At 63.5% G+C, this 16,111-nt stretch carries 14 protein-coding genes; 3 read left to right on the top strand and 11 right to left on the bottom strand.

The annotated features are described in order from the left end of the window. Positions 1 to 9: 9 nt before the first annotated feature. Positions 10 to 819, top strand: coding sequence for an enoyl-ACP reductase FabI (gene fabI, locus A6B35_RS07665; RefSeq protein WP_006202933.1), 810 nt, complete (start codon positions 10 to 12; stop codon positions 817 to 819). 103 nt (positions 820 to 922) lie between these two features. Then, a complete protein-coding gene (locus A6B35_RS07660; RefSeq protein ID WP_040582975.1) occupies positions 923 to 2,470 on the top strand; it encodes a putative bifunctional diguanylate cyclase/phosphodiesterase in 1,548 nt (515 codons plus the stop codon). 15 nt (positions 2,471 to 2,485) lie between these two features. On the opposite strand, the gene A6B35_RS07655 is transcribed toward A6B35_RS07660, so the two are convergent. From A6B35_RS07655 to rimP, 10 genes are all read right to left on the bottom strand, one after another. Next, positions 2,486 to 3,499: a class I SAM-dependent methyltransferase gene (locus A6B35_RS07655; protein ID WP_040582974.1), complete on the bottom strand. Its 1,014-nt coding sequence runs from the start codon at positions 3,497 to 3,499 to the stop codon at positions 2,486 to 2,488. A 69-nt stretch (positions 3,500 to 3,568) separates the two neighbouring features. Next, positions 3,569 to 5,716 carry a polyribonucleotide nucleotidyltransferase gene (gene pnp / locus A6B35_RS07650; protein WP_006202930.1) on the bottom strand — a complete coding sequence of 716 codons (2,148 nt, stop codon included), beginning with the start codon at positions 5,714 to 5,716 and terminating at the stop codon, positions 3,569 to 3,571. A gap of 409 nt (positions 5,717 to 6,125) precedes the next feature. Continuing rightward, entirely contained in the window at positions 6,126 to 6,395 is a 270-nt protein-coding gene (gene rpsO, locus A6B35_RS07645; protein WP_006202929.1) for a 30S ribosomal protein S15, read from the bottom strand. A gap of 201 nt (positions 6,396 to 6,596) precedes the next feature. After that, positions 6,597 to 7,691, bottom strand: a complete 1,095-nt coding sequence (corA, locus tag A6B35_RS07640) for a magnesium/cobalt transporter CorA (RefSeq protein ID WP_006202928.1) — start codon at positions 7,689 to 7,691, stop codon at positions 6,597 to 6,599. Positions 7,692 to 7,833: 142 nt separating this feature from the next. Further along, entirely contained in the window at positions 7,834 to 8,814 is a 981-nt protein-coding gene (gene truB / locus A6B35_RS07635; protein WP_006202927.1) for a tRNA pseudouridine(55) synthase TruB, read from the bottom strand. Continuing rightward, positions 8,814 to 9,218, bottom strand: a complete 405-nt coding sequence (rbfA, locus tag A6B35_RS07630; RefSeq protein ID WP_006202926.1) for a 30S ribosome-binding factor RbfA — start codon at positions 9,216 to 9,218, stop codon at positions 8,814 to 8,816. Before rbfA ends, truB begins: the two co-directional genes overlap by 1 nt. A gap of 126 nt (positions 9,219 to 9,344) precedes the next feature. Further along, on the bottom strand, positions 9,345 to 11,915 hold the full coding sequence (gene infB, locus A6B35_RS07625; RefSeq protein WP_006202925.1) for a translation initiation factor IF-2: 2,571 nt from the start codon (positions 11,913 to 11,915) through the stop codon (positions 9,345 to 9,347). Further along, entirely contained in the window at positions 11,912 to 12,562 is a 651-nt protein-coding gene (locus A6B35_RS07620; protein ID WP_081482170.1) for an RNA-binding protein, read from the bottom strand. The genes infB and A6B35_RS07620 overlap by 4 nt, the downstream gene beginning before the upstream one ends. Before the next feature lie 38 nt (positions 12,563 to 12,600). Beyond that, a complete protein-coding gene (nusA, locus tag A6B35_RS07615; RefSeq protein ID WP_040582987.1) occupies positions 12,601 to 14,196 on the bottom strand; it encodes a transcription termination factor NusA in 1,596 nt (531 codons plus the stop codon). Positions 14,197 to 14,243: 47 nt separating this feature from the next. Beyond that, the gene (rimP, locus tag A6B35_RS07610; protein ID WP_006202922.1) at positions 14,244 to 14,888 is read right to left on the bottom strand and encodes a ribosome maturation factor RimP; all 645 of its coding nucleotides are present in this window, start codon (positions 14,886 to 14,888) and stop codon (positions 14,244 to 14,246) included. Between the two features lie 297 nt (positions 14,889 to 15,185). Between rimP and A6B35_RS34310 the strand changes: the two genes are divergently transcribed. After that, positions 15,186 to 15,350 (top strand): hypothetical protein, encoded by a 165-nt coding sequence (locus A6B35_RS34310; RefSeq protein WP_006202921.1) that lies wholly within the window; start codon positions 15,186 to 15,188, stop codon positions 15,348 to 15,350. Positions 15,351 to 15,393: 43 nt separating this feature from the next. Here A6B35_RS34310 and trmB read toward each other — a convergent pair whose 3' ends face one another. Beyond that, the gene (gene trmB / locus A6B35_RS07605; protein ID WP_006202920.1) at positions 15,394 to 16,095 is read right to left on the bottom strand and encodes a tRNA (guanine(46)-N(7))-methyltransferase TrmB; all 702 of its coding nucleotides are present in this window, start codon (positions 16,093 to 16,095) and stop codon (positions 15,394 to 15,396) included. Positions 16,096 to 16,111: the final 16 nt, after the last annotated feature.

Below are 16,111 nucleotides of genomic sequence, written 5' to 3'. Positions count from 1 at the left end.
TTGCCAGCCATGGACGGATTGATGAAGGGCAAGCGCGGGCTTGTCATGGGTGTCGCCAATGATCATTCGATCGCCTGGGGCATCGCCCAGAAATTGTCCGAGCACGGCGCGGAACTCGCCTTCACCTATCAGGGCGACGCCTTTGGCCGCCGGGTCAAGCCGCTCGCCGACAGGCTTGGCGCGTCGCTGGTCGTGCCCTGCGATGTCGAGGACAGCGCTTCGGTCGCTGCCACCTTCGAGACGCTCGGCAAGGAATGGGGCGGACTCGACTTCGTCGTCCATGCCATCGGCTTTTCCGACAAGAACGAGCTGAAGGGGCTTTATGCCGACACCAGCCGCGACAATTTCGTCCGCACCATGGTCATCTCCTGCTATTCCTTCACCGAGATCGCCCGGCATGCCGCCGCGCTGATGAAGGACGGCGGCTCGATGATCACGCTGACCTATGCCGGCTCGGTCCGGGTCATGCCCAACTACAATGTCATGGGCGTCGCCAAGGCCGGCCTTGAGGCCAGCGTGCGCTATCTCGCCAACGACTACGGTCCGCGCGGGATAAGGGTGAACGGCATATCGGCGGGACCGGTCCGCACGCTGGCCGGCGCCGGGATATCGGACGCGCGCCACATGTTTTCCTACCAGCAGCGCAATTCGCCGCTGCGCCGCACGGTGACCATCGACGAGGTCGGCGGTTCAGCTCTTTACCTGCTGTCCGATCTGTCTTCCGGTGTTACCGGCGAAATCCACTATGTCGATTCCGGCTATCACATCGTCTCCATGCCGACGCTCGACGAACTGAAGCAGAGCGACGGTCGGGAATAGTCCGCGATCGGAAGAATAATTCCTGTCCGGTAAAATTGGACGCAATGGCGGAAACCCATTTTAAGGGGATATCCGCTAGAAGTCCCGTAACTTAGGGACCCGCATGCCTGCTGTCAGCAACCCGAAGCGCACACCGTTGTTCCGGCTGATCACCATCGTCAGCTCGGGCTTGGGCAGTTTCATCCTCGGTATCTGGGGCCTGAAGTTCGGTTTCGGCGACGGCCTTGCCGGCATGCCGGCCCAGACGATGGTCGCCGTCATGGCCCTGCTCTGCGCGCTGGCCGCCGCGGGCGCGGCGCTGTCGTTCTTCGCCGGTGTCGACGAATCGGCCGACTACGTCTTCAACGAAACCAATTTCGACAAGCTGACGGGCCTGCTGACGCGCCCAGCCATGGTCGGCAAGATCGCGGACGCGGCATCGGCGACGATCCGCAGCGGCGAACCGGTGTTTCTGATCGACATCGACATCGACCGCTTCAAGCAAATCAACGACGCGATCGGCTACAGCCACGGTGACGAGCTGATCCGCGCCTTTTCCCAGCGATTGAAGACCAGCATGCCGGAAGGCGCGGTGATCGGGCGCATCGGCGCCGGCGAGTTCGCGGTGCTGTTGCCGGATCGCGAAATCAAGGGATCCGTGGAACGGATCATCGAGAAGCTCATCGACGAGATGATGGAGCCCTACCAGCTCGATACCCATCTGCAATCGGTCAGCCTGTCGGCCGGCATCGTGGCCATGCCGAAGGACGGCGTCGATCCTGTCCTGGTGCTGCGCCGCTCCAATTTGGCGCTGCAGAACGCACGCGCCGGAGGGGTGGGCAACTGGTCGGTCTTCCATTCCGACATGGGTCGGGTCGCCGACCATCGGCAGTGGATCGAAGCCGAGCTGCACACCGCATTCGAGCGCGGCGATTTCGACCTCCACTACCAGCCGCAGCTCGACCTGCCGAGCGGCCGCATCATCGGCTACGAGGCGTTGATCCGCTGGAAGCACCCGGAGCGCGGCATGATCCCGCCGATGGAGTTCATCCCGATCGCGGAAGAAACCGGCATGATCAACCCGATCGGCGAATGGGTGCTGCGCAAGGCGTGCAACGACGCCCGCCATCTGCCCGAGGACTGTTTCGTCGCCGTCAACATCTCGCCAGTCCAGTTCATGACCAAGGATTTCGTCGGCATCGTCCGCGAGACAATGGCAAGCACCGGCATCAAGCCGTCGCGGCTGGAGCTGGAAGTCACCGAGACGGCGATGATGCAGGACCGCGAACGCGCCGCGGTCATGCTGCGGGAGCTCGCCGACATGGGCATCTCGGTCGCCGTCGACGATTTCGGCACCGGCTATTCCAATCTGAGCTACCTGATCGATTTCTCATTTGGCAAGCTGAAGATCGACCGCTCCTTCGTCAGCCGCATCGACACGGACTCCAACTCGGGTGCCGTCGTCTCGACCATCGTCGGGCTCTCGCGGGCGCTCGGCGTCGGCATCATCGCTGAAGGTGTCGAAACCGAGAGCCAGGCGACGCTGCTCAGGGCGGCCGGCTGCGAGGTTGTGCAAGGCTATCTGTTCGGCCGGCCGGCGCCGCTCAAGATCGGGCTCGAGGCGCAGGTCATCCACGTCAAGAGCGAAGCGCGCATCGTCAGCGTGCATTAAGCCAAAACGTGCCAGTCACCGGCGCGCCGAGAAAACCTTGAACATGCCGTCGCGGGCGATCTCCGCATGGCTTGAAAACGCCTTCGCCAGCACCGGTTCGTAGGGAAGCTGCCGGTTCGCCACCATGAACAGCTTGCCGCCCGGCTTCAGCGCCTTGGCCGCTGCCTGGATCATGCCGGCGCCGATCTCCGGCTCGGCAGCCCGGCTGCGATGAAAGGGCGGATTCATGACAATCGCGTCATAGCGGCGTTCGACAGGCTCGCTGAGCAGGTCGGTCCAGAAGAAATGTGTCTCGGCCGCCGTGTTGCCGATATTGCCCTTCGCTGCCTCCAGCGAGGCGAAGTCAGCCTCGAAGAGATCGAGGCTGGATATGCCGGACGAGCGCGCCGCGACTTCAGCTGCCACATAGCCCCAGCCGGCGCAGAAATCAGCAATGCTGCCACGCAGATCGTGGGGCAGATTGTCCACCAGCAATCTGGAACCGGTGTCGACCTTGTCGAAGGAGAACATGCCGGGCGCGGTGCGAAAGCGGCCTTCCACGACCAAGTCGGGATTGGCGGCGCGAAGCACTGAGGCGGCCCCGGTATCGGCCGGTCGGGCAAACCAGATGGCGATGCCGTGATGTTTCGGCAGATGGCCGTCAAGCGGCGCAAGCTCGTCGATGCGCTTGCGCAGGCTGGCAATGCCGTCCTCCTTGCCGCCGGCGACGATGATCGATCCGCTGGGGGAGACACGTTCGATCGCCTCGGCAATGCGCAATTCGTTTTGGCCGCGATGACGCCCGGCAAGCACCAGTGCGGCGTCGAAGCCGACACCTTCGGCTTGCGGCGTGACTTTGAATCCCGACGCCTGCAGGGCGCGGAAATGCGGCCGGAAGCCCTGCACGAGGTGAAGCGCTGCATCGAAGCCCGAAGGCAAGCGGAAGCCGGGTTCGGCGCCGAGAAAAAGAACCCGGGCGTCCTTGCGCGGCAGGGCGACGGCGTCGACCTCATAGGGATGGAACAGCGTCTTCAACGGTTCTGCGGCCATTCTGGTGCCCTGTAAAAGAAAACGGGCGCGACTAAAGCCGCGCCCGCTTCAACTCTGTCGTCAGGCCGATCAGGCGGCGTTTTCTTCGCCTTCGGCCTTCTTGTCGCGGACGATTTCCTTGCCGGTGGCCTGGTCGACGACCTTCATCGACAGGCGAACCTTGCCGCGCTCGTCGAAGCCCATCAGCTTGACCCAGACCTTGTCGCCTTCCTTGACGACGTCGGAGGTCTTTGCGACGCGATCGTTGGCCAGTTGCGAGATGTGGACGAGGCCGTCGCGCGGGCCGAAGAAGTTGACGAAAGCGCCGAAGTCGGCGGTCTTGACGACCGTGCCTTCGTAGATCTCGCCGACTTCCGGCTCGGCGACGATGGTGTGGATCCACTTCTTCGCCGCCTCGATCTCCTTGGCGTTGGACGAAGCGATCTTGACCGTGCCGTCATCCTCGATGTTGATCTTGGCGCCGGTCTTTTCGACGATCTCGCGGATGACCTTGCCACCGGAGCCGATGACGTCGCGGATCTTGTCGGTCGGGATGTGCATGACCTCGATGCGCGGCGCGAACTCGCCGAGCTCGGCGCGGGCGCCGGAGAGCGCATGCGCCATCTCGCCGAGGATATGCAGGCGACCGTCCTTGGCCTGGCCGAGCGCGATCTGCATGATCTCCTCGGTGATGCCGTCGATCTTGATGTCCATCTGCAGCGAGGTGATGCCGTTGGCGGTGCCGGCGACCTTGAAGTCCATGTCGCCGAGGTGATCCTCGTCGCCAAGGATGTCGGAGAGCACCGCGAAGCGCTCGCCTTCCTTGATCAGGCCCATGGCAATGCCGGCGACCGGCTTGGCCAGCGGAACACCGGCATCCATCAGCGCCAGCGAGGTGCCGCAGACGGTGGCCATAGACGAAGAGCCGTTGGACTCGGTGATCTCCGAGACGACGCGCAGCGTGTAGGGGAACTGATCAGCGGTCGGCAGCATCGGGCGGATGGCGCGCCAGGCGAGCTTGCCGTGGCCGATTTCGCGGCGGCCCGGCGAACCCATGCGGCCGGTTTCACCGACGGAATAGGGAGGGAAGTTGTAGTGCAGGAGGAACTTCTCCTTGTACATGCCGGTCAGCGAATCGACATACTGCTCGTCCTCGCCGGTGCCGAGCGTGGCGACGACCAGCGCCTGGGTCTCGCCGCGGGTGAACAGCGCCGAACCATGGGTGCGCGGCAGGACGCCGACTTCCGAGACGATCTTGCGGACCGTCTTCAGATCACGGCCGTCGATGCGCGAGCCGGTGTCGAGGATGTTCCAGCGCACGACCTTGGCCTGGAGCTCCTTGAACACGCTGCCGATCTGCTCGGAGGTGTACTTGGCGTCTTCGCCCTCGGCCGGGGTGAACGCGGCCTTGACCTTCGCCTTGACGGCGTCGACGGCAGCGTAGCGCTTCTGCTTGTCGGTGATCTTGTAGGCGTCGCGAAGCTCGTTTTCGACGATCTTCAGCATCTCGCCCTCGAGCGCCGAATAGTCCGGCGCAGTGAAGTCGCGCGGGTCCTTGGCGGCGACTTCGGCCAGCTTGATGATCGCATCGATCACCGGCTGGAAGCCCTTGTGGCCGAACATGACGGCGCCGAGCATCAGATCCTCGCCAAGCTCCTTGGCTTCGGACTCGACCATCAGCACGGCATCAGTGGTACCGGCGACGACGAGGTCGAGCTTGGATTCCTGCATCTCGTCGACATGCGGGTTGAGCACGTATTCGCCGTTGATGTAGCCAACGCGGGCACCACCGATCGGGCCCATGAAGGGGACGCCGGAGAGCGTCAGCGCGGCCGAAGTGGCAACGATCGACAGGATGTCCGGATCGTTCTCGAGATCATGCTGGACGACGGTGACGACGATCTGCGTGTCGTTCTTGTAACCATCGGCGAAGAGCGGGCGGATCGGGCGGTCGATCAGGCGGGAAACCAGCGTTTCCTTCTCGCTCGGACGGCCTTCGCGCTTGAAATAGCCGCCCGGGATCTTGCCGGCGGCGTAGGTCTTTTCCTGGTAGTTGACGGTCAGCGGGAAGAAGTCGAGGCCAGGCTTCGGCTCCTTCATCGAGACGACGGTGGCGAGAACCTTGGTTTCGCCGTAGGTGGCCAGCACCGCGCCGTCAGCCTGGCGCGCGATCTTGCCGGTCTCCAGAACGAGCGGACGGCCGCCCCATTCGATTTCCACTTTGTGGTGATTGAACATGTCTTGTCCTTCATATGCGGAAAGGGCCGCGCCGTTTCACGGTGCGCGTATGCCCTTGCCTGGCTTCCTTTCTCGGGCAGCCACGGGCAAGACAACGGGAAGCTCGGGTCAATCGGCGCGGTGGCCGCACGAGCATCCTGCAATCCTGCCCCATGACCGTCCATGGGCGGTTCCGAATGGCCCTCTGCACTTTCGAAACCGGGTCTGGCCAATCGATCCGACCGGCCTTGCGCCTGACTCCGAAATCTCGGGAAGCATCACGCGCAAATTCAAACTTTTCGGAGCGTCCTTTTGCGCGTCCAAAGGGGGACGCACGGCGCTCCATTCCTTTCATTGGAGTACTGGATTTGACCCGATGCTCCAATGCGCGACCGGCGGGCCCTCCGAAGAAAGCCCGCCGGTCAATTCGTCAACGGCGCAGACCGAGCTTCTCGATCAGCGTCTGATAGCGCGCGTCGTCCTTGCGCTTGAGATAATCAAGCAGGCTGCGGCGCTGGGAGACGAGAGCAAGCAGACCACGGCGGGAATGGTTATCCTTCTTGTGGTCCTTGAAGTGATCGGTAAGGTTCTTGATGCGCTCGGAAAGGATGGCCACCTGGACTTCCGGAGACCCGGTATCGCCCTTGGCGGTAGCGAATTCACCCATCAATTCCTGTTTGCGCTCAGCAGTAATCGACATCGTGTTTTTCCTTATCTGTTCGAGGAAACGGGACGCCCTCAGCCGGGATGTCGTCCAGCAGGGGCCGGTGCAAGCAACGCGTCAGGGCGCGAAGCTGCGGCGCATATAGGGCAATTCCGACAAAAACACCAGCCTAATTCACAAGCCGGCTTGTCGCAGGCTTTTGTTGTGAAAACCAAGAATTCCGCGGCCGAAATGGCCTTAAAGCCACTTCTTCCATTTGAAGAAGGCGACAAGCCCGACAGCAACAAGCGCCATGAACAACAGTGAAGCTGGATAGCCGTACTGGGACTTCAGCTCCGGCATGTTCCACGGCGAGCTGTCAGGGTCGAAATTCATGCCCCAGACGCCGACCAGGAAGGTGAGCGGCATGAAGATCACCGAGACGATAGTGAGATAGGAGATGACGTCGTTGGTGCGCGCCTGGCTCAGTGACAGATGCATCTCGATCAGCCCGGTCAGCATGTCGCGCTGGGTCTCGACCAGTTCGATGAGCCGCAGCGAATGGTCGAGCGTGTCGTTGAGAAAGATCTTGGTCTCCGCCTTCACATAGGACACGTCGTTGCGGATCATCGTCGCCAGCGCATCGCGCATCGGCCACAGCACGCCCTTCAGCACATTGGCGTCGCGGCGTAATTCATGCAGCTGCCGCATCTGGTGCTTGTGCGGCATGTTCAGCATCTGGTCCTCGATGCTGTCTACCTGTTCGCCGGCCGCCTCGATCGGTGGGAAATAGCTGTCGACGATGGCGTCGATCAACGCATAGGCGAGATAATCGGCGCCACGCGAGCGCAGCCTGTTGGGCATCGAGCTTTCGATGCGCTTGCGCACAGGATTGAACGGGTCGCCCTCGCGCTCCTGGAAGGTGATGACGAAATTCTTGCCGAAGAAGACGGCGATCTGTTCGTAGCGATGCGCCGTGACGTCGTCGATCATGCGCACGACAACGAAGGCGTGATCCTCAAAGAAATCCACCTTCGGCCGCTGGCCGGTGTTGACGACGTCCTCCAGCGCCAGCGGATGCAGGCTGAAAATGCGGCCGATCTCCTCGATCAGCGGAATGTTGGCAAGGCCGGTGCAATCCAGCCAGATGACCGGCCAGCTGTCGCAATGCGTGTTGAGGTCGTCGATGCTGGCATTTTCGATGGTCTCGAATTTCTCCGGCGATATCAGCGTCAGCCTGAGTTCGCTGCGCCGCGCCGACGGATCGGCGATCAGCGTTCCCGGCGAGGCGCCGACCGGCGGCCGCCTTGTTTTCAGCGGCGCCCGCTTCCCGACCGTCTCAGCTTTTGCCATGTGCCCCCTCAAGCGTAATGTCGAGCCGAAACTAGAGCGGTTCATCGTTTCATGGAAACGCCGAACCGCTTTATCTTCTGGTCTTGACGCAATTCCGGACGGAAAACCGTTTCACACTTTTCCTGGAATTGCTTTAGTGCCGTCACCCGGCAAAGACCCGCTTGGGCTTGAACATGCCCTGTTCGATGGCGCCGATGGCGACCAACCTGCCACGCGCCGTGGCGCAGGCTTCCTCGGCCTCCACTGGCGCGTCGCGGCCGCGAATGATGACCGGATTGCCGAGCCGGATTTTCACCGCCGCATCGTCGCTGATCGCGACCTGCGGCAGGCAATCGAGCGCGGCCGACGTGTCGACCAGCAGCGCATCGATGGCCGTGAAGTCGACCGGCAGATTGGCAGCGTCGGATGCGTCATCGGCCGTGTCCGGATCCTCATCGCCCTGTTCGCCGAAACGCGCTGCCTCAAGCTCGGCGATGGTGATGAAGTCCTCCTGCGTGAACGGCTCGACCTCGACCCGGCGCAATTCGGCGATATGACCGAAACAGCCGAGGTCGCGGCCCATGTCGCGGGCCAGCGAGCGCACATAGGTTCCCTTGCCGCATTCGACTTCGAAAATGGTTCGCTCGCCACTGTGCTCGATGACGTCCAAACGTCCGATCTCGATCTCGCGCGCGGGTATATCGACCGTTTCACCATCGCGTGCGAGATCGTAGGCGCGCTCGCCGGCTATCTTGATGGCCGAAAACTGCGGCGGCGTCTGCATGATGACGCCGGTGTATTTCGGCAGCAGCGCTCTTACTTCGGTCTCGGCGGGACGCTTGTCCGAGCTGTTGGTCACCGGGCCTTCGAGGTCGTCGGTCGAGCGCTCGTCACCCCAGGCGACGGTGAAGCGATAGATCTTGGCGCCGTCCTGGACGTAGGGCACGGTCTTGGTGGCTTCGCCGAGTGCGATCGGCAGCATGCCGGAGGCGAGCGGATCGAGCGTGCCGGCATGACCGGCCTTTTCGGCCTGGAACAGCCACTTGATCTTGGAGACGGCTTCGGTCGAGCCCATGCCGACCGGCTTGTCCAGCACCAGCCAGCCCGAGACCGGCCGGCCCTTCTTCTTGCCGCGGCGCCCCATTATTTCTCGTCCTTGTCGTTGTCGAGATCGCGCGCCACTTCGGGCGATTTCAAGAGGTCGTTGATCCTGGCGAAATTGTCGAAGGACGTATCGAGCCTAAAGCGGAATTCCGGCATGTACTTCATCTGCCGCAGCGCGCCCGAGACGCGGCCGCGCACGAATTTCGCATGCTTGTTGAGCGCCTCGACCACCGCGTCGGTGTCCTTGACGCCAAGCGGCGAGACGAAAGCGGTGGCGATCTTCAGATCGGGCGACATGCGCACTTCCGACACCGAGACCACGGCATTTTCGATCAGCGGATCGATGATCTCGCCGCGCTGCAGGGTTTCGGACAAGGCGTGGCGCACCTGCTCGCCGACGCGCAGCATGCGCTGGGATGGACCTGATGTGGTTGAACGGGGCATTTTTCTCAATCCTGAAATCGTGAAGCGCGGGATGGGACCGCACCGCATGTCTCAATAGGGCTTTCTCAATACGGCTTGGGCGGCGGCCTTTCGACCACCGCCCGGCCGTATCGACAGTATACGAACTCAGAGCGTCCGGGTCACCATCTCGACGCGGAAACACTCGATGACGTCGCCGACGCGCATGTCTTCGTAGTTCTGGAAGGCCATGCCGCACTCCTGGCCGCCCGGCACTTCCGAAACCTCGTCCTTGAAGCGCTTCAGTGTCTTCAGCGTGCCCTCGTGGATGACGACGTTGTCGCGGATCAGGCGCACGCCCGCACCACGCTCGACCTTGCCTTCGGTGACACGGCAGCCAGCGATCTTGCCGACCTTGGTGATGTCGAAGATCTCGAGGATCTCGGCATTGCCGATGAAGGTCTCGCGACGCTCGGGTGAGAGCAGGCCGGAGAGCGCCGCCTTCACGTCATCCACGAGATTGTAGATGATCGAGTAGTAGCGGATCTCGATGCCCGCGGCCGCGGCCGCGGCGCGCGCCTGCACATTGGCGCGGACGTTGAAGCCGATGATCGCGGCACCCGAGGTTTCCGCCAGCGACACGTCGCTTTCGGTAATGGCGCCGGCGCCGGCATGGACGATGCGTGCGCGCACCTCGTCGGTGCCGAGCTTGTCGAGCGCGGCGTTGATCGCTTCGATCGAACCCTGCACGTCGCCCTTGATGACCAGCGGGAATTCCTTCAGCCCGCTCGTCTGCAACTGCGACATCATCTGTTCGAGCGAGCCGCGCTGGCCGGCATGCTTGGCCACCGCCTTCTCGCGCGCCAGGCGCTGGCGATACTCGGTGATCTCGCGGGCGCGCGCCTCGTTGTTGACCACGGCGAAGCGGTCGCCGGCCTGCGGCGTGCCCTGGAGGCCAAGCACCTCGACCGGCATCGCCGGCGGTGCTTCCTTGACATGCTCGCCACGGTCGTTGACCAGCGCACGCACCCGGCCCCATTCGTTGCCGGCAACCAGGATGTCACCCGGCATCAGCGTGCCGGTCTGCACCAGCACGGTGGCGACGGGACCGCGGCCCTTGTCGAGCTGGGCTTCGATGACGACGCCTTCGGCGGTGCGGTCCGGATTGGCCTTCAGGTCGAGGATTTCGGCCTGCAGCAGGATCGCTTCGAGCAGCTTGTCGAGATTGGTGCCCTTGGTCGCCGACACTTCGACGTCCAGCACCTCGCCACCCATCGATTCGACGAAGACTTCGTGGCGCAGCAGTTCCGAACGCACCTTCTGCGGGTCGGCATCATGCTTGTCGATCTTGTTGATCGCCACGATGATCGGAACACCGGCCGCCTTGGCATGGCTGATCGATTCGATCGTCTGCGGCATGACGCTGTCGTCGGCCGCCACCACCAGCACGGCGATGTCGGTCGCCTGGGCGCCGCGGGCGCGCATCGCCGTGAAGGCGGCGTGGCCGGGCGTGTCGATGAAGGTGATCTTCTGACCGTTCTTCTCGACCTGGTAGGCGCCTATGTGCTGGGTGATGCCGCCGGCTTCGCCGGAGACGACGTTGGCGTTGCGGATGGCGTCGAGCAACGAGGTCTTGCCGTGGTCGACATGGCCCATGATCGTCACCACCGGCGGACGCGACACCAGGTCCTCGGCATTGTCGGCGATATTGAACAGGCCTTCCTCGATGTCGGACTCGGCGACGCGGCGGACCGTATGGCCGAATTCGGTGGCGACCAATTCGGCCGTGTCGGCGTCGATGACGTCGCCCGGCTTCATGATCTGGCCCTGCTTCATGAAGAACTTGACCACATCGACCGCGCGCTCGGACATGCGCTGCGCCAGTTCCTGGATGGTGATGGTTTCGGGCAAGATCACTTCGCGCATAACCTTCTCGCGCGGCTCATTGTGCATCGCGCGCTTGAATTTTTCCTGACGGCGACGCATCGACGACAGCGAGCGGGCGCGCGCATCCTCGTCGGAAAGCGCCGTGTTGAGGGTCAGCTTGCCACGACGGCGGTCTTCCTCGCCCTTGGTGGGCTTGGCCGGACGCGCCACTTCGGGCGTGACCGGACGGCGCACGGGGGCGCCGGCGCCAGTGCGCTTCGGCTTGACATCCTCATCGTCGTCGACTGTCGCCAGTTCGGCGGCCAGCGGCGCGCGACGGCGTGCCTCTTCCTCGGCGCGGCGCCGGGATTCGGCCTCGGTCTGCAGCCGCGCTTCTTCCTCGGCCTGGCGGCGCGCTGATTCCTCGCGCTCGCGCTTGCGGCGCTCTTCATCCTCGGCGCGGCGCTTGGCCTCTTCCTGGGCGCGCTGGCGGTCTTCGACCTCACGGACCTTGGAGCCTTCGAGAGCCCTGCGGCGGGCTTCCATCTCGCCACGCGACAATTCGTTCAGCACCATGCCGCTTCGCTCGACCGGCGGCGGAGGCGGCGGCGCCTTGGGCGCTTCCTGCACGACGGGCGCGGCCGCAACAGTGGGCTTCGGCGTGAAGACGGACACGGGAGCGGCGGCCGGCTCCGGCTTGTCGCCGGGCAACGAGAACTTTCGCTTCTTGGTCTCGACGACGACCGCCTTGGTGCGGCCGTGCGAGAAGTTCTGGCGCACGGTGCTTTGCTCCATGCCGGGCCGCTTCAGCGTCAAGGTCTTCTTCGGCGTAACGCTCAACGTCTTGTCGTCGCCCGATTTCGTATCGCTCATTCCATATCCTCTGCGGCATCATCTTCGTCAGCAACGGCCGCAAGCATTGCCAGATCGTCCGGGGAACCGCCCCGATACCGGTCGAGCGCAACCATGCGCCTCTGGACCGCCCTGCCCGCGTCTTGCGCGAGAACGGCAGCATGTATCACATTTGTACCCCCCAATGCCAAGCTCAACTCGGCCTCGGAGAAAAGTTTGTAGGCAAGGATCGCGGGGCCGCCGAGATGGACGGTTGCCCGCCGCGCCTGGCTGATCTTGCGCACGCCATCGTCGGACGCCTCAGTCGCGTGGAGCACGAAAAGCGCCAGCCCTGAGCGCACGGCGCTCTCCACCTTGGTGGCTCCGAGCGCGATTGCGCCTGCCTTGCGGGCGAGGCCGAGCATACCCAGAGCGGATCTGGAAAGCAGCCCGTCGACCATGCCGCCGAGATCGGCGGGAACGGTCACCTGCGCCTTGAAGGCGCGGGCAAACAGGTTCTTCGCCGCTGCCTTGTCGACATGTAGGCGCTCGGCGCTGACCCAGCAACCGCGGCCTGGCAGATTTCTCTTGATGTCCGGAACGACGGCCGAATCCGGGCCGACGACGAACCGGATCAGTTCATCCGGTTCGGCCTGCCTGCGGGTGACGATGCAGGTGCGATCGTTCATCTCGTCCAAGGGCGGGTTCTGTGCGATGCGGTTTCACCTCACGCACCGACGGTTTCGTCAGCCGGCGCATCCTGCGCGGCAATCTCGTCCTCGGTGATCCAGCCGGCCTTGAGGCGGGCAGCCAGAACCATCTGCTCGGCATCGGCGCGCGAAACGCCGTGGTTGGCGAGCACCCCGGGATAGACCTTGGTCTCGCCGTCCTTGCGTTCCTTCCAGCCGGTCAGGTCGTCGGCGGCATAGCCGGCGAAGTCCTCGATCGTCTTCACGCCGTCCTCGCCGAGCGTCACCATCATGGCGGTGGTGATGCCGGGGATTTCGCGCAGTTCGTCGGCAACGCCGAGCGCCTTGCGCTTGTCGTCGTGCTCGGCCTCGATCTTCTCCAGATACTCGCGGGCGCGGGTCTGGATTTCCGAGGCGGTGTCCTCGTCGAAGCCGTCGATCGAGGCGATCTCGCCGGAATCGACGTAAGCCACTTCCTCGACGCTGGTAAAACCTTCGGAAGCAAGCACCTGGCCGACCATCTCGTCGACGTCGAGGGCTTCCATGAACAGCGCCGAACGCTCGACGAATTCCTTCTGGCGGCGCTCGCTCTCTTCCTGCTCGGTCAGGATGTCGATGTCCCAACCGGTGAGCTGCGAAGCAAGACGGACGTTCTGGCCGCGGCGGCCGATGGCCAGCGACAGCTGGTCGTCCGGAACCACGACCTCGATGCGCTCGGCATCCTCGTCGAGCACGACCTTGGCGACTTCGGCCGGCTGCAGCGCGTTGACGATGAACGAGGCGGCCGAGGGCGACCACGGAATGATGTCGATCTTCTCGCCCTGCAGTTCGCCGACCACCGCCTGGACGCGGCTGCCGCGCATGCCGACGCAGGCGCCGACCGGATCGATGGACGAGTCACGCGAGATGACGGCGATCTTGGCGCGCGAGCCCGGATCGCGGGCGACCGACTTGATCTCGATGATGCCGTCGTAGATTTCCGGCACTTCCATGGTGAAGAGCTTGGCCATGAACTGCGGATGGGTACGCGACAGGAATATCTGCGGGCCGCGCTGCTCGCGGCGCACGTCGTAGACATAGGCGCGAACGCGGTCGCCATATTTGTAGTTCTCGCGCGGGATCAGCTCGTCGCGGCGGATGATCGCCTCGCCACGGCCGAGATCGACGATGACGTTGCCGTATTCGACGCGCTTGACGGTGCCGTTGACGATCTCACCGATGCGGTCCTTGTATTCGTCATACTGGCGGTCGCGCTCGGCTTCGCGCACCTTCTGGACGATGACCTGCTTGGCCGACTGGGCGGCGATGCGACCGAAATCCATCGGCGGCAGCTGTTCGGCGATGAAATCGCCGAGCTGGGCGTCGGGATTGCGCTCGCGCGCCGAGGAGATGGCGATCTGCGTGGCGTAATCGTCGACCTTCTCGACCACTTCCATCAGCCTCTGCAGCTTCATCTCGCCGGTGTTGGCGTTGATGTCGGCGCGGATGTTGGTCTCCTGGCCATAGCGCGAGCGCGCCGCCTTCTGGATCGCATCGGCCATGGCGGCGATGACGATCGACTTGTCGATCGACTTTTCGCGCGCGACTGCGTCGGCGATCTGCAGCAGTTCAAGTCTGTTGGCGCTTACAACCATTGTCTTTCTCCCGAGCTTGTTGCCGAATCTTTCGTCCGGCAGCTCAATCAACTTTCCTGTTCGGTTCCGTCTTCGGCGTCCGGTTCGGCACCCTCTGGCGCATCTTCCGGTTCGCCGCGGCGCTTCTTTGCTTCCTTGCGTGCCCGATTGTCCTTCGACAGGGCATCGCGGATGAGATCGTCGGTCAGCACCAGCCGGGCATCGGCGATCGCATCATAGGGCACGCGCACCGTCGGCTCCTCGCCATAGGCCGCCTTGTCGCGCGCGATCAGCACGCCATCGGCGTCGCTTTCGGCGATCTTGCCCTTGAAGCGCTTGCGTTCGGCGACGAGGATCGAGGTCTCCATCTTGATCAGATGGCCGGTCCATGTCGCGAAATCCGACTTGCGCACCAGCGGCCGGTCGATGCCCGGCGACGACACTTCGAGATGATACGCCTTTTCGATCGGATCATCGACATCGAGGGCCGGCGACACCGCCCGGCTGACCTCTTCGCAATCCTCGACGGTCATGGTGCCGTCCTCGCGCTCGGCCATGATCTGAAGCGTGAGCCCGTTCTGGCCCGACAAATGCACCCGCACCAGGCGAAAGCCGATCCCGCGCAGCACCGGCTGCACGATCAGCGCGATGCGCGCATCGATACCGCTTTCGCGGATGATGCGGTCGTCGCCTTCGCTTGCCGTTGCAGTCATTCGATCCCTGTCGTTTGGTGGCTGACCGGCAGGTAATAAAAAAGAGCGGGACCGGGTGGACCCACTCTTCGTCATACCGACCAAGAATTTGAGGCTGATATAGACGATCCCGGCCGGCGTTTCAAGTCTGTTAACGGGCCGCCGGGCGAAGCACCGCCGGGAGTGGTCGGCCAGGATTGCGCGGGGCGCATACCGCCTATGCGGTAACGGCCCTGTGATCTCGGAGTTCGCATCCCTATCTATGTTGCACTGCACAAACCGAGATGAGCGCGCGGTGGCGCGCGAAAGGTCAAGACAATGAATAACCGTACCGTGTTTTCCGCCATAGGCGAAGCCTTCGCCGTGTTCGGCAGCGCTGTTGCCGCCTCGCGGGCCGTCGAAGCCGGCCGCAAGCCGCGCGCCAACGATTTGCGCCGGCTCGGCATGGACCCGTCCGCTTTCGACAAGATCGGCCGCTTCTAAAGCCGGACCGGATGACAACGCGGGGCTGCTGTCCCGCGTTCGACTATTTTCTGATGAAGGTGAGATAGGCCGGCCGCCGGCCCTCGCGGATAGCCTTTGCCTCGTAGCGGGTCCCCGGCCAGCCCTCGTAGGGCCGATGCCAGTCGGCCGCGTCCTGCGCCTGCCACGCGAACGCACCATGCGCCCGGCAATTGAGCAGCGTCCAGTTCACATAGCTGTCGATGTCGGAAGCAAAGCGGAATTTTCCGCCTGATTTCAGTACCTTGGCAAAACGGTCGAGGTTGGACGGACCAACGAAACGTCGCTTCCAGTGCTTCTTCTTCGGCCAGGGGTCGGGATAGAGAAGATCGATGCCGTCGAGCGAGGCTTGCGGCAGCCAATCGAGCAGGCGCGTGGCGTCATCGTCATGGACGCGCAGATTGGCGAGCGGCTTTTCATTCACCGCCTTCATCAGCTTGGCCATGCCGTTGACGAACGGTTCGACGCCAATGAAGCCGGTCCCCGGGGCCCCCGTGGCGCGATGCAGCAAATGCTCTCCGCCGCCGAAGCCGATTTCCAGCCGCACCGCCGAGACATCCGCCTTGAACAGCTTGCGCAAGTCGGCAGGCTGAGCGGCGGACAGGTCGAGACCGTAGGTCCCGAGACCGCTTTCCAGCGCCGCCGCCTGCTGCGGGCGAATGGTCTTGCCACGCCGGCGGCCGAAGAACCCTTCGGTCGCGCGGCTCGGCCTGCCTTTCGGATCCATGGACGGGTTCCGCGCC

It is taken from the genome of Mesorhizobium amorphae CCNWGS0123 (assembly GCF_001686985.1).
In the GTDB taxonomy this organism is placed as follows: domain Bacteria; phylum Pseudomonadota; class Alphaproteobacteria; order Rhizobiales; family Rhizobiaceae; genus Mesorhizobium; species Mesorhizobium amorphae.
This window is presented reverse-complemented; position numbering and strand designations above follow the sequence as displayed.

Bases quoted from the DNA above. Each gene is read 5' to 3' on its own strand.
- rbfA (WP_006202926.1), bottom strand. From the start codon at position 9,218: ATGCCCCGTTCAACCACATCAGGTCCATCCCAGCGCATGCTGCGCGTC.
- trmB (WP_006202920.1), bottom strand. From the start codon at position 16,095: ATGGATCCGAAAGGCAGGCCGAGCCGCGCGACCGAAGGGTTCTTCGGC.
- fabI (WP_006202933.1), top strand. From the start codon at position 10: ATGGACGGATTGATGAAGGGCAAGCGCGGGCTTGTCATGGGTGTCGCC.
- A6B35_RS34310 (WP_006202921.1), top strand. From the start codon at position 15,186: ATGAATAACCGTACCGTGTTTTCCGCCATAGGCGAAGCCTTCGCCGTG.
- truB (WP_006202927.1), bottom strand. From the start codon at position 8,814: ATGGGGCGCCGCGGCAAGAAGAAGGGCCGGCCGGTCTCGGGCTGGCTG.
- A6B35_RS07620 (WP_081482170.1), bottom strand. From the start codon at position 12,562: ATGAACGATCGCACCTGCATCGTCACCCGCAGGCAGGCCGAACCGGAT.
- nusA (WP_040582987.1), bottom strand. From the start codon at position 14,196: ATGGTTGTAAGCGCCAACAGACTTGAACTGCTGCAGATCGCCGACGCA.
- corA (WP_006202928.1), bottom strand. From the start codon at position 7,691: ATGGCAAAAGCTGAGACGGTCGGGAAGCGGGCGCCGCTGAAAACAAGG.
- A6B35_RS07660 (WP_040582975.1), top strand. From the start codon at position 923: ATGCCTGCTGTCAGCAACCCGAAGCGCACACCGTTGTTCCGGCTGATC.
- pnp (WP_006202930.1), bottom strand. From the start codon at position 5,716: ATGTTCAATCACCACAAAGTGGAAATCGAATGGGGCGGCCGTCCGCTC.
- rimP (WP_006202922.1), bottom strand. From the start codon at position 14,888: ATGACTGCAACGGCAAGCGAAGGCGACGACCGCATCATCCGCGAAAGC.
- infB (WP_006202925.1), bottom strand. From the start codon at position 11,915: ATGAGCGATACGAAATCGGGCGACGACAAGACGTTGAGCGTTACGCCG.
- rpsO (WP_006202929.1), bottom strand. From the start codon at position 6,395: ATGTCGATTACTGCTGAGCGCAAACAGGAATTGATGGGTGAATTCGCT.
- A6B35_RS07655 (WP_040582974.1), bottom strand. From the start codon at position 3,499: ATGGCCGCAGAACCGTTGAAGACGCTGTTCCATCCCTATGAGGTCGAC.